Here is an 11,810-nt window from a genome sequence, read left to right as displayed (position 1 = left end):
GAGCCCACCTCGCTGCGCTCGGTGGCGGTCCGCTTCGCGGACCATAGCCAGCCCTTCGGGCTGGGTGTCCTCCGCTTCGCTGCGGACGGAGCCACCTCGCTGCGGACGGAGCCACCTCGCTGCGCTCGGTGGCGGTCCGCTCCGCGGACCAGAGCCGGGCCTTCGGCCCGGATGTCCTCCGCTTCGCTTCGGATGGTCCTGCGAAGCAGGACCATGGTCGGCCTTCGGCTGAGGACCTCAGGCGCTGCGCGCCTGGGAAGGGAGCCCGCCTCGCTGCGCTCGGCGGCGGTCCGCTCTGCGGACCAGAGCCAGCCCTTCGGGCTGTTGGTCCTCTGCTTCGCTCCGGACAGACCCGCCTCGCTTCGCTCGGCCCTGGTCGGCTTCGCCTTCGGCGGGGGCCCTTCGGGCCCGGCTCTCCGCTTCGCTCCGAGCCATAGCCGGCCTTCGGCCGGGGTCCTTCGCTTCGCTCCGGACTGGTTCTGCTGGAGCGCAGCGGAACCAGAACCGGCTTGCTCTGCAAGCCCCAGACCTCCCGCGCTCCGCGCGGGAGGTGACCCCGTTTCACGGGGTCCAGGCCTACGGCCCGTCGGGCGGGTCCGCTCCGCTCCCCCACCCCAAGGCCCTTACGGCTCCGCCTCCAGGACCCCAGGCCTGCTCCGCAGGCCAAACTGGCAGCAAGGACTACCCTCGTCTGGGTTCCCTGACCACTTTGCCGTCTTGCACGAAGAGCCTCACCCGCTGCTCATTGAAGTCCATCGTCACCATGTTGCCCTCCGGCACCACATGGACCGTGATCTCCGGAAACTCCGCCCCGATCTGCCGGCTGGCCTCCTCCACCGACTTGCCCATCAGCTCCGGCCACTCGCTCTTCGCCTCCATAAGCCCCTCCAAAGGTGATGATCGCTTCGGATCCCGCTCGACGCTACAAGCCACCGCTGCATGGAACTTGGGGCTCCCGCTTCGCACAGAGGTGGCCCCGTTTCACAGGGTCCGGGCCTGGGGCGTGTTGGGCGGGTCCGCTTCGCTCCCCCCGCCCTGAGGCCTTCCTTGGCTCCGTTTCCACAACCAAGCCCACTCCGCGGACCGGCTCCCAGAGATGAAAACATGGTCACGAAGCCCTGAGGAAACCTCGTCGAAGCAGCCTTCCAACAAGAGTGCTTCAATTTTTCTTATAGCTAGACTCTAGAATGATCACCTCGTACCAGATCCACTGACCCGCGACAGCTCTGTCACCAGCCCATGTCGAGCGCGTCGGCGCAGTTGGCGAAGCTCACGTAGGCCGTAGTCCGGTGGCAGCCACCCCTTCTTCCGCCGCACGATGGTCTTCCGCGTGTGCGGAGGTGGGTACGGTCGGCCCTGCATCAGATCGGGTTCATCCCTGGCCCACGCAAGCACGTAATGCGCGGTACACACAGACCAGATGGTCTTCGCAGGCTCCTTCGGAATCGGCGTTGTCCCTCGTCGGCTCCGGGGCGGCTTGGGGCGCCGGTCTTGAGGGCGGCGTCCGCCGCCGTCACCGCGATCTTCGCTGACTTGAAGATCGCGCCCGCGACGAACCAGGAGGCCGCCCAGGCGCAGTCGCCCCATGTGCCGCCTGACAGACCCGGCGTGATCAGCTTGGCGCAGCCGATGAAGTCGCCGAGCAGGATGTCGACCGGATCGATGCCCGAGTTGAACTCAAGCATCGTCAGCGTGACGCTGAGCCTCTTGGTCGTCGCCTCGGACACCTCGGACTTGAGGTAGACCGTCTCAGCGACGGGGCAGTTGCCCGTGGTCGTCGCGTACGTCTCCCACGACACCATGCACATGTACACGTCGACGTGCGACTTGTACGTGATGTCGGCCGTGACCGTGCAGTTTCCGACGTGGTAGATCGGGTTGCAGTTGTTCTTGACGACGTTCTTCGGTTGGCCGATGTACTCCATGTGGTCCGGAACCGCCCACATGTCGGTGATCCCGGTGGTGACGCCCTGCGAGATCTACTTGTCAGCATCCTTCGCCGCCTGCCACCGGCGCCGCCAGTGTGGTGGGAGGCCGGGGGTGCGAGTGGGGCGGGTCAGAGGCGGACGATGATCAGGGCGATGTCGTCCCGGCCTCCGCTTGTGAGGCCGAGGCGCGTGAGGACGGTGTCGGCGACCTGTTCGGTGCCGAGGGGGGCACAGTCGCTGAGCGCGTCGGTCAGGCGGCGCAGGCCGACGTCGATGTCCTCGTCGCGTCGTTCGATCAGTCCGTCGGTGTACAGCACGAGGGTGTCGTCGGGTTTGTAGGGCAGGCTGGCCTGTGGGCGGGGGACGTGCAGGGGGCGGGCGCCGAGCGGCGGGTCGGTGGCCTGATCGAGGAATTCGTAGCTGCCGTCGGGGTGGCAGAGTACGGGTGGCGGGTGGCCGGCGTTGCTGTACGTGATCAGGCGGCTGCGGGTGTCGGCGACCGCTTTGAAGGCGGTGGTGCCCAGGGCGCCGTCCACGGACCTGGCGTACAGGCCGAGGACCTCCAGGGCCTGGGCGGGGCGTTGCACGGCACGGATGGTGGCGGACAGGGCGCTGCGGAGCATGCCCATGACGGCGGCGGCCTGGAGACCGTGGCCGATGACGTCGCCGACGGCGAAGGCGAGCAGGTCGGGCGGGATGTCGACCACGTCGTACCAGTCGCCGCACACGTTGAGGGAGCCGACCGCGGGCAGGTAGCGCACCGCGACATCGCGGTGATGCTCCAGGTCGGGGGCGTAGAGCATGGCTTCCTGCAAGGTGACGGCGACCTCGCGTTCACGGGTGTGGGCCTGGCGCAGTTCCTCGTTGAGGCGTTGCAGCTCCCGGGCCCGGGCGTACAGCTCGGCTTCCAGGCTCTGGGTGTTTTCCAGGCGCTCGCCCGCTCGGATGCTGGTGGGGTGGGCGGCCTGGTGGGCTTTGACGTAGGCGGTGACGTCCTCGACCCGGTGGATGATGTAGGCCACCCGTCCGTCCGGGCCCGGGACGGGGGTGTTCACCGGGGACCACCAGCGTTCCTCGAACACGCCTGGCCGGCCCATGACGGGGATGTCGTACTTCTGCAGAGCCATCGAGTCCGGCTTGCCGCCGGCCAGCACCCGGTTGAGGGAAGCCTCCAGGTTGCGGACCCCGTCCGCGGCCGGGTCGTCGGGGTTGTCGGGGAACGCGGCGAAGACGTGCCGGCCGACCAGGTCGTCACGGGTGCGCCCGGTGGCCACCAGGTACGCCCTGTTCACGTCGACGATCACCAGGTCCGGGCCCAGTACCAGGTAGGGGCTCGGAGTGGCGGCGAACAGCGCCGCGTGATCGACCTCCGATACCACCGGTGACCACTTCCTTCCGCCCCCCGGCGGCTCTACCTTCAGCCTATGGTCCGTCCCCCGGCTGCGCCCGCCAGCACGACAGCACGACAGCAAGGAGTCGCGTGTCACGGTGGCCCTCGTTCGGCCGGCAGGGCGCGCAGCACCTGGCTCGTTGAACCGGGTGTGGAGGGCAAGCGGAGGGGCCGTACCTCCCACCGAGAGTGACTCGGGCGTCGTCCACCAGCCGCAGCAGAGTGCTGCGGCCGACCGGCGCACCGAGGATGCAGGCCAGCCGGGATCCGGCCCGGCCCGCCAGGGCGAGACCGATCGCAGCCAGGGTCGGGCGGAGCCGCTCGGTCCGCCGGCCGTGCCTCCGGGGCAGGCCGGGTATCCGCTCGACGAACGGCGGTAGCCGTTCGTCGGACGTGGTGGCGGATCGGCTGGGGGCGGGGAACCGGGTGACTTCGCCGGTGTGTCCGCGAGCCTGGCGGCCAGGACGGTTGCCTGCCCGGCATCGAGCGGTAGCGTGCCGGTGGGCCGGCAGGGACTGCGTCGTGATCCGGCTGGTGGAGCGATCGGGAGGCCCTGGTGGGCCGTCTCGGGGCAGACTTTCATTTGGGTGAGGGGCGATGATCGTATCGGTGGTGTCGATGCCGGAAGGTGTCGTCGCCCGGGCAGCGTTGTCCGAGGTCAGGGAGCGTCTGGCCGGTCCCGGCTTCGTGATCGTGGACATTGACGCAGGGGAAGACGCCCCGCCGGACGAGCAGCCCCTGGCCGGCTTGCTGGGCCTGGACGACAAGGCGTGGGAGTGGCTCGGCAGACGCAATGAACCCGTACGGGCCGACTACCGCGCGGGAGCGGTCGCAGGTGTCGTGCCGGTGATCGACGGCAGCCGCGTCAAGCACGTCCACGTCTTCGTCAGTGACCGTCATCTCGTCACGATGCACCATGGGCCCGTGGGATTGATCAAGACTTTCATCGCACGGGTACCGGAGGACATGCCCTCCGACGGAGCGACGGCGGCCTTCCTCCTCCTGCACGGTGTACTGCAAGTGTTTCGCAGGGCCGCCGCCCAAACGCTTCTGGAGGTGGCGGAGGTCGAGGAGGCCATGCTTGAGGGAATGGCGCCGCAGGACGCTCACCGGCTGGCCCACCTGCGACGGCGCGCGGCCCAGCTGCACCGTGCGTTTCTTCCTTACGCCGCGATCGCACAGGACTTCCTCGCCCATCGCAGGATGGCGGACCCCGGCCTCTCGGAGGAGCGGCGAGCGCTGAACCGCATGCACGAACGCACCGTCCAGTTGGTGATGATGGAGATCGATGCGCTGCGGGACGAAACCCGGCGAGCCGCCGATGCCTACGCCTCCCTCGTCGCCGACCAGCAGAACCTCGTGATCAACAAACTCGCCATCGCCTCGGTCATCTTCTTGCCGCTGTCCTTCCTGACGGGCTTCTTCGGCATGAACTTCAGCTTCCTCACCAACAATTTGACCAGCGAGAAGACCTTCCTGTGGTTTGGCATCGGCATGCAGGTGTGCGCTCTCCTCGTGGCCATGTACGTCGTGCTGTACCGGACGCACTGGCGCCAGCTCCGCAGCGACCGGCCCCGCGACGCAGCCAGCAGCCACCCGACGGGCCCGTCTCGGCCTTGACCCCCAGGAAGATGCGCCGTCCGGCCAGCGCGTCGTCGCTGAACGGGCGTAGCGGATCGGCATGCTGGCGTCGTGCACGCGGCCCTGCCCGGCAGACGGATCGGCGCCGATCCGTGGGACGGGCCGATGGGGCCGGCCTGCCCCGGGTCTGTTCTTCACCGTGTCCGGAGGGCGGCGACGACCGTGGAAGTCACCAGCATGATGCGACACGACCGCACCATGCCCTCGCCAGATGCCGCCGGCCGTACACGGCGGGCGTCGTGACCGGCGCCGCGGAACCGGCTGCCCCCGACCGGCCTCAGGCCCGGCCCCCGTGGGGCCGGCTGGTCTGGAGCGCGCTGCGTGTGGTCGGCTCGGTCGCCGTACTCCTGACCGTTTACTACATGTGTCCCCTGGACCATTCCTCGATGGGCGCCGCCGTCGCGATGCTCCTCGGTGGTCTGGTGGTGTTCGCCGTCCTGGTAGCCGTTCAGGCCGGCTTGATCCTGCGCTCCCGGTATCCGGAGCTGCGGGCCGTCGAAGCGCTGGCCGTGAGCATCCCGTTCTTCCTGCTGCTGTTCGCGGCCGCCTACCTCGCCCTGTCAGCGCAGTCTCCCGGCAGCTTTGACAGGCACCTCTCCCACACCAGCGGGCTCTACTTCACCGTCACCGTGTTCTCCAGCGTCGGGTTCGGCGACATCACGGCTACGTCCGAGCCAGCCCAGCTCGCGGTCACCGCGCAGATGCTCGCCGACCTGGTCGTCTTCGGCCTGGGCATCAAAGTCATCGTGGACGCCGCCCGCCGCGGCCGTCGGCGCCAGACCACCGAGAAGGCCGCCCCGCCCGGGGGGTAGCACGCCGGCGACGGTCAGTATCCGCCTGGCCGTAGTTCGCCGCGGCTGGCCATGGCCTCGGTCCGTAACCTCGACGACAACCTGGACCGCGCCGAAACCGTCCTGGCCGTCCAGTTCCTCCTTGCCGCCTGCACCATTGCCGAGTTCAGACCGATCCGCGCGCCGTCCCGACGTCGACGCGTTCGCTTCACGGCCGATGATCGTCTCGGCTTCGGCGAGGGTCTGCCGGGCGGTGGCCACGATGTGCGGCGCCGCGCGCACCGAGAGGCGTCCTGGACCCGGGGCGGCTTCTCCCCGAACTTCTCGCGTCCCTTGTCGGTCATCCACGCGCTGCCCGCGGTCAGGGCCCGCAGCCCTTCCGCTTCCTCTTCCTCGGCCGGGAAACGGCGCGCGGCGTGGGTGCGCCCGTCCAGCGAACTCGCCTCGGCGCGCGTCGCTTCCAGGAGCAGGCCGAACGCGCCGTCGAACTCGTCCAAGAGCATTTCGGCGCGGCTGGCGGAGGCGGTGTGGCGGGCGGTCAGCACCCCGCTTGTCCCCGGGCCATCGCGTTCGCCCGGGGCACCAAGGCCAGCCGGGCCACCACGCCTTCAGCGCGCCCGACCGGACATCACGCATCCGCTCGGCGGCATCCGGATCCAGGCGCACCGGACCGCTCACCCCCCGCAGCACCGCCCGCATCTGAGCGACGCTCAGGTGATCGCCGTCGAGAACGACCGCCGCAAAGGAGCACGACCGTGGCGGCCGTGGCGACGGCCACGCGCGTCCTACGTGCCATGCGGTGACGGCGGTGGCTGCCCGGTCCGCCCCATGCGGATGGTTTCCTTAGCTCTCCTACGTGTCGAAGGTCGCTCCGCGCGCCTTCGGCCCCTGGCCGCCGAGGGGGCACCGGGAGGTGGAGCGGCGGGGTCACGGGCGTCGGCTCTGCGCGACCATGGTGCCGGCGTGATCGGTTGATCCCGGTATGCACGGCGCACCGCAGTGAGGGGGAGCACCCCGGACAACCCTGTGCGCCCTACCGGTGTCCACGGGTGCCGGAAATGATGAGCGCACCGCACATGAACCAGGCGATCCGCACCCCTGTGCCCCGGCCAGGTGGACATGTGGCAGAAGGAGCTCAGTGGTGTTGCTTCTCATCTCCCCGGACAGCGTCGAGGAAGCCCGCGATTGTGCGAAGGCGGCGGAGCACCTCGACATCGTCGACGTGAAGAAGCCGGACGAGGGCTCGCTCGGTGCCAACTTCCCGTGGGTCATCAGGGAGATCCGTGACGTGGTACCGGCGGACAAGCCGGTGTCCGCCACCGTGGGTGACGTCCCGTACAAGCCCGGCACGGTGGCGCAGGCCGCGCTCGGTGCGGTCGTCTCCGGCGCCACGTACATCAAGGTCGGCCTCTACGGGTGCACGACGCCCGATCAGGGTATCGAGGTCATGCGCGCGGTGGTCCGGGCGGTGAAGGACCACCGCCCCGACGCGCTCGTCGTCGCCTCCGGCTACGCCGACGCCCACCGCATCGGCTGCGTCAACCCGCTCGCCGTGCCCGACATCGCCGCCCGCTCGGGTGCCGACGCGGCCATGCTCGACACCGCCATCAAGGACGGGACCCGGCTGTTCGACCACGTTCCCGCGGAGGTCTGTGCCGAGTTCGTCCGGCGGGCCCACGCCCGCGGTGTGCTCGCGGCCCTCGCGGGCAGTGTCACGCAGGCCGACCTGGGTCCGCTGACCCGCATGGGCACGGACATCGTGGGCGTGCGGGGAGCGGTCTGCGAGGGCGGTGACCGCAACGCCGGACGGATCCAGCCGCATCTGGTGGCCGCCTTCCGGGCGGAGATGGACCGGCGGGCCCGGGAGCACGTCGTCAGCGTCCCCGCCGTGAACTGACCGCGGGCATGGCGACGCCTGAGGCCGGCAGCCTCCCCGGGGGCCGGGCCGTACGTTTCCCCGTCGTCGACCCGGCCACCGGGGAGACCTTCGACGAGGCCCCCGACCAGCAGCCGGGCGAGCTGGACGGGGTGGTCGCCCGCGCCGAGCAAGCCTGGTACGGCTGGCGCGCCGACCCCGCAGCCCGCACCGTGGCGTTGCGCGGCGCGGCCGGCGCCGTGGAGACGGCCGGCGACGAGCTCGCCCGGTTGCTCACCCGGGAGCAGGGCAAGCCCCTGGCCGAGTCGTACGCGGAGGTGGCCCGTACCGCGGCCCGCCTGCGCTATTTCGCCGACCTGGCCCCCCGGAACCGCAGGATCGACGACGGCCGGCCCGTGCGCAGCGAGATCAGCTGGCGCTCGCTCGGGCCCGTCGCCGCGATCGTGCCGTGGAACTTTCCCCTCCAGCTCGCGGCGGCGAAGTTCGCACCCGCGCTCGCGGCAGGCAACAGCGTGGTCCTCAAGCCGTCGCCGCTCACGCCGCTCGCCACCCGGCTGCTCGGCTCCGTCCTCGCCACCGCCCTGCCCGAGGACGTGCTGACCGTCGTCACCGGCCGCGAACCCCTCGGTGCCCGCCTCGCGTCGCACCCGGGCATCCGCCACGTCACCTTCACCGGTTCGGTGCCCACCGGGCGGGCCGTGACCGCGGCGGCGGCGGCCTCGCTCGCCCGGGTCACCCTGGAGCTGGGCGGCAACGACGCCGCCGTCCTGCTGGACGACGTCGACGTGGACCGGATCGCGGACCGGCTGTTCTGGGCGGCGTTTCGCAACTGCGGGCAGGTCTGCATGGCGGTCAAGCGCGTCTACGTCCCCGCCCGGCTCCACGCCGAGGTCGTCGAAGCTCTCGCCCAGTGCGCGAAGAGCGTCGCCGTCGGGCCCGGCCTCGACCCCGGAACCCGGCTGGGGCCGGTCAACAACGCCCCGCAGCTGGCCCGTGTCGAACAGCTCACACAGGGGGCCCTGGCGGACGGCGCCCGGGCGGCGTCCGGCGGCCACCGGCTGAACGGACCGGGATACTTCTTCGCCCCCACCATCCTCACCGACGTCCCGCCCTGTAGTGCGGTGGTGACCGAGGAACAGTTCGGACCGGTGCTGCCGGTGCTGCCCTACCGGAGCCTCGACGAAGCCGTGGACGCGGCCAACGGCACCGGCTTCGGACTGGGAGGCTCCGTGTGGGGCACCGATCTCGACCGGGCCGAGGCGGTGGCCGACCGGCTCGAATGCGGCACGGCCTGGATCAACCACCATGCCGAACTGTCCCTCGCCCAGCCCTTCGCAGGCGTCAAGGACAGCGGCGTCGGCGTCGCGGGCGGACCGTGGGGGCTCTACGGCAACCTCCGGCCGTTCGTCGTCCACCGTCCGCGGGAGGCGTGACGATGAGGTTCCGGGCGGCCGTCCTGCGTTCGTACGAGGACCCGTTCACGGTCGAGGAGGTGACCCTGCGGACGGAACCCGCCGTCGGCGAGATCCTGGTCGAGATCGCGGGCGCGGGGATGTGCCGGACGGATCTCGCGGTCCGGCGGTCCGGCGGCCGCAGCCCGCTGCCGGCCGTCCTCGGCCACGAGGGCGCCGGGGTCGTGGTCCGGACGGGCGGCGGCCCCGACACCACGCTCGACGTGGGTGATCACGTCGTGTTGAGCTTCGACTCCTGCGGACACTGCCGGAACTGCCTCGGCGCGGCCCCCGCCTACTGCGACTCCTTCGCCTCCCTCAACCTCTTCGCAGGACGCGCGGAGGAACCGCCGCGCCTCACCGATTCGACCGGCAAGGCGCTGGCTCCCCGTTGGTTCGGCCAGTCCTCGTTCGCCGAGTACGCGCTCGTCCCGGCCCGCAACGCCGTCCGGGTCGACCCCGCACTGCCGCTCGAACTGCTCGGGCCCCTCGGCTGCGGCTTCCTCACCGGCGCCGGAGCCGTACTGAACACCTTCGGCGCGGGTCCCGGCGACACCCTGACGGTCCTCGGCGCCGGAGCCGTGGGCCTGGCCGCGGTGATGGCGGCCACCGCCACCGGCGTACTGACCGTGGCCGTCGACCGGCATCCCGGGCGGCTGGCCCTGGCCGAACGCTTCGGTGCGATCCCCCTGCCCGCCGCAACGGCCGAACTGCCCGAACGGATCCGGCGGCTGACCGACGGCGGCGCGCAGTACGCGCTGGACACCACGGCCTCGGCCCCGCTCATCAACCACGCCCTCCAGGCACTGCGCCCCACTGGGAGCCTGGGCCTGGTGGCACGCCTCCACACCGCGCTGTCGCTCGAACCGGGCACGCTCGACCGAGGCCGCAGCATCCGCCACATCTGCGAGGGGGACGCTGTCCCCGGGCTGCTGATACCCCGGCTGACCGGGCTGTGGCAGGCCGGCCGCTTCCCCTTCGACCAACTGATCCGCACTTACCCGCTGGCCGACGTCAACGAGGCCGAACGCGACTGCGACGCGGGCCGCGTGGTCAAACCCGTCCTGCTCCCCGAGCGGACGAGCCGATGAGCACGGCATCGCACGCCGCGGACCCACCCCGTCCGACGAGCGGACACCCCGCACTCCCCACTCCCGCCCACGGAGGACACATGACCGGCCCGGCGCCGCAGCAGACAGACCCGGACGGCGTGGACGGAGGTGTGGGCCTGACCGCCCTCCTGGTCGCCGCGGCACGGGCGATCGAGACCCACCGCCACGACAGCCTGGCCCAGGACGCCTACGCGGAACACTTCGTGCGCGCCGCCCCGGCATGCAACCGCTGGCCGGTACGCATCGAGCAGGTCCCGGACGGGGACGACAACCCGCTGTGGGGGCGGTTCGCCCGCTACTTCGGCCTGCGGACCAGGGTTCTCGACGACTTCCTCCTCCGGTCGGCTTCGGCGAACGTCCGCCAGGCAGTCCTGCTGGGAGCGGGTCTGGACACGCGTGCCTTCCGGCTGGACTGGCCGTCCGACCTGGTGGTCTTCGAGATCGACCGGGCGGGCGTGCTGGCCTTCAAGCAGCAGGTGCTCACCGGCCTGTCGGCCGCCCCGAAGGTGAAGCGCGTCCCCGTACCGGTCGACCTGCGCGAGGACTGGGTGACAGCGCTGACCACCGCCGGCTTCGACCCGGCCGTGCCGAGCGTCTGGCTGGCCGAGGGACTCCTCTTCTACCTGCCGGGCCCCGCCGAGACGTACCTCATCGACACGGTGGACAGGCTGACCACCGCGGGCAGCGCTCTGGCCTTCGAAGCCAAGCTGGAGGCGGACCTGCTGGCGTACCGCGACAGCCCGATCTACACGGCGACGCGAGAACAGATCGGCATCGACCTGCTCCGCCTCTTCGAGACGGGACCACGACCCGACTCCGCGGGCGACCTGACGGCCAAGGGCTGGTCCACCTCGATGCACACGCCCTTCGACTTCACCCACCGGCACGGACGAGGCCCCGTCCCCGAGGCGAACGACGCGCTCGAGGGAAACCGGTGGGTGTTCGCGCACAAGCCCCGGCCATGACGCCCGCAGCGCTCACGTCGCGGGCGGTCTCAGGCCCGGGCGGCCACCAGCTCGTCGCCGGGGATCCCGGCCATGTCCGGAGCGTAGTAGTCCTCGATGCCGGCGGCCCACGTGGCCACGGTGATGCGGTCCTCGGCGTCCGGGCCGAAGGCGTCGAAGAGGGCGTGGATGTTCGCCTTCCCGAAGCCGATCGCCGTCATCAGCGATTCGAAGAGCGGGCGCTCGATCAGGCCGTCCTTGTCGGGGTCACCGAGTGCGGCGAGCGCCTCGGCGAACTCGGCGATCGTGGGACCGAAGCGCTCGGGATCCAGCACGAACGGACGGAACTCCTCGACGGTGATCACGCCGTCGCCGTTGGCGTCCAGTTCCGTGGCCAGCACCGTCCAGTAGCGGCGGAACGCGGCCCTGATGGCGGCCTTGGCGCCGTCGTCCGACGCGGCCGCCGCCTCCAGAACACGGCCCGTCATGAGGTCGAAGTCGTTGGAGTCGATGACTCCGTTGCCATTGGCGTCGAAGAGGGAGAAGACCAGTTCGACTCGCTTGGCGGCCTCGGTTCGCATGTGTGTCACCTGTCTTCTGCGGCCCGGCGATCCGGGCCTGTCTCAAGGAGTGCTCCCACGTAACCGTGCCGCGGGACAGGCGTGACGGTGAGACGG

At 70.7% G+C, this 11,810-nt stretch carries 11 protein-coding genes; 6 read left to right on the top strand and 5 right to left on the bottom strand.

Translation table 11 applies throughout. From position 1 onward, the window contains the following. Window positions 1-681: 681 nt before the first annotated feature. The 3 genes from ACFYYT_RS33795 to ACFYYT_RS33785 form a co-directional block, all read right to left on the bottom strand. Window positions 682-879, bottom strand: coding sequence for a serine protease inhibitor (locus ACFYYT_RS33795; RefSeq protein ID WP_351825713.1), 198 nt, complete (start codon window positions 877-879; stop codon window positions 682-684). A gap of 482 nt (window positions 880-1,361) precedes the next feature. Further along, window positions 1,362-1,925, bottom strand: coding sequence for a hypothetical protein (locus ACFYYT_RS33790; RefSeq protein WP_351825715.1), 564 nt, complete (start codon window positions 1,923-1,925; stop codon window positions 1,362-1,364). 131 nt (window positions 1,926-2,056) lie between these two features. Further along, window positions 2,057-3,307, bottom strand: a complete 1,251-nt coding sequence (locus ACFYYT_RS33785; RefSeq protein ID WP_351825717.1) for a SpoIIE family protein phosphatase — start codon at window positions 3,305-3,307, stop codon at window positions 2,057-2,059. A gap of 608 nt (window positions 3,308-3,915) precedes the next feature. On the opposite strand from ACFYYT_RS33785, the gene ACFYYT_RS33780 reads away from it, so the two are divergent. Together ACFYYT_RS33780 and ACFYYT_RS33775 are read left to right on the top strand one after the other, a co-directional pair. Then, window positions 3,916-4,938: a CorA family divalent cation transporter gene (locus tag ACFYYT_RS33780; RefSeq protein ID WP_351825719.1), complete on the top strand. Its 1,023-nt coding sequence runs from the start codon at window positions 3,916-3,918 to the stop codon at window positions 4,936-4,938. A 260-nt stretch (window positions 4,939-5,198) separates the two neighbouring features. Further along, complete coding sequence (locus ACFYYT_RS33775; RefSeq protein ID WP_351825721.1) at window positions 5,199-5,771, top strand: potassium channel family protein; 573 nt, start codon at window positions 5,199-5,201, stop codon at window positions 5,769-5,771. 14 nt (window positions 5,772-5,785) lie between these two features. Here the strand turns inward: ACFYYT_RS33775 and ACFYYT_RS33770 are convergent, their stop codons facing one another. Further along, window positions 5,786-6,295 carry an aromatic amino acid lyase gene (locus tag ACFYYT_RS33770; RefSeq protein ID WP_351825723.1) on the bottom strand — a complete coding sequence of 170 codons (510 nt, stop codon included), beginning with the start codon at window positions 6,293-6,295 and terminating at the stop codon, window positions 5,786-5,788. Between the two features lie 596 nt (window positions 6,296-6,891). On the opposite strand from ACFYYT_RS33770, the gene ACFYYT_RS33765 reads away from it, so the two are divergent. From ACFYYT_RS33765 to ACFYYT_RS33750, 4 genes are all read left to right on the top strand, one after another. Beyond that, entirely contained in the window at window positions 6,892-7,647 is a 756-nt protein-coding gene (locus tag ACFYYT_RS33765) for a (5-formylfuran-3-yl)methyl phosphate synthase (protein WP_351825725.1), read from the top strand. Window positions 7,648-7,655: 8 nt separating this feature from the next. Further along, on the top strand, window positions 7,656-9,059 hold the full coding sequence (locus tag ACFYYT_RS33760) for an aldehyde dehydrogenase family protein (RefSeq protein ID WP_351825727.1): 1,404 nt from the start codon (window positions 7,656-7,658) through the stop codon (window positions 9,057-9,059). Between the two features lie 2 nt (window positions 9,060-9,061). Then, window positions 9,062-10,168, top strand: coding sequence for an NAD(P)-dependent alcohol dehydrogenase (locus ACFYYT_RS33755; protein WP_351825772.1), 1,107 nt, complete (start codon window positions 9,062-9,064; stop codon window positions 10,166-10,168). An 80-nt stretch (window positions 10,169-10,248) separates the two neighbouring features. Further along, window positions 10,249-11,154 carry a class I SAM-dependent methyltransferase gene (locus tag ACFYYT_RS33750; RefSeq protein WP_351825729.1) on the top strand — a complete coding sequence of 302 codons (906 nt, stop codon included), beginning with the start codon at window positions 10,249-10,251 and terminating at the stop codon, window positions 11,152-11,154. 29 nt (window positions 11,155-11,183) lie between these two features. On the opposite strand, the gene ACFYYT_RS33745 is transcribed toward ACFYYT_RS33750, so the two are convergent. Further along, complete coding sequence (locus ACFYYT_RS33745; protein WP_351825731.1) at window positions 11,184-11,714, bottom strand: EF-hand domain-containing protein; 531 nt, start codon at window positions 11,712-11,714, stop codon at window positions 11,184-11,186. Window positions 11,715-11,810 lie beyond the last annotated feature (96 nt).

Source organism: Streptomyces sp. NPDC002032 (assembly GCF_042890765.1).
Taxonomy (GTDB): Bacteria; Actinomycetota; Actinomycetes; order Streptomycetales; family Streptomycetaceae; genus Streptomyces.
This window is presented reverse-complemented; position numbering and strand designations above follow the sequence as displayed.

Coding starts and splice junctions, on each gene's coding strand:
- ACFYYT_RS33795 (WP_351825713.1), bottom strand. CDS start 879: ATGGAGGCGAAGAGCGAGTGGCCGGAGCTGATGGGCAAGTCGGTGGAG.
- ACFYYT_RS33790 (WP_351825715.1), bottom strand. CDS start 1,925: ATGGAGTACATCGGCCAACCGAAGAACGTCGTCAAGAACAACTGCAAC.
- ACFYYT_RS33780 (WP_351825719.1), top strand. CDS start 3,916: ATGATCGTATCGGTGGTGTCGATGCCGGAAGGTGTCGTCGCCCGGGCA.
- ACFYYT_RS33760 (WP_351825727.1), top strand. CDS start 7,656: ATGGCGACGCCTGAGGCCGGCAGCCTCCCCGGGGGCCGGGCCGTACGT.
- ACFYYT_RS33755 (WP_351825772.1), top strand. CDS start 9,062: ATGAGGTTCCGGGCGGCCGTCCTGCGTTCGTACGAGGACCCGTTCACG.
- ACFYYT_RS33750 (WP_351825729.1), top strand. CDS start 10,249: ATGACCGGCCCGGCGCCGCAGCAGACAGACCCGGACGGCGTGGACGGA.
- ACFYYT_RS33745 (WP_351825731.1), bottom strand. CDS start 11,714: ATGCGAACCGAGGCCGCCAAGCGAGTCGAACTGGTCTTCTCCCTCTTC.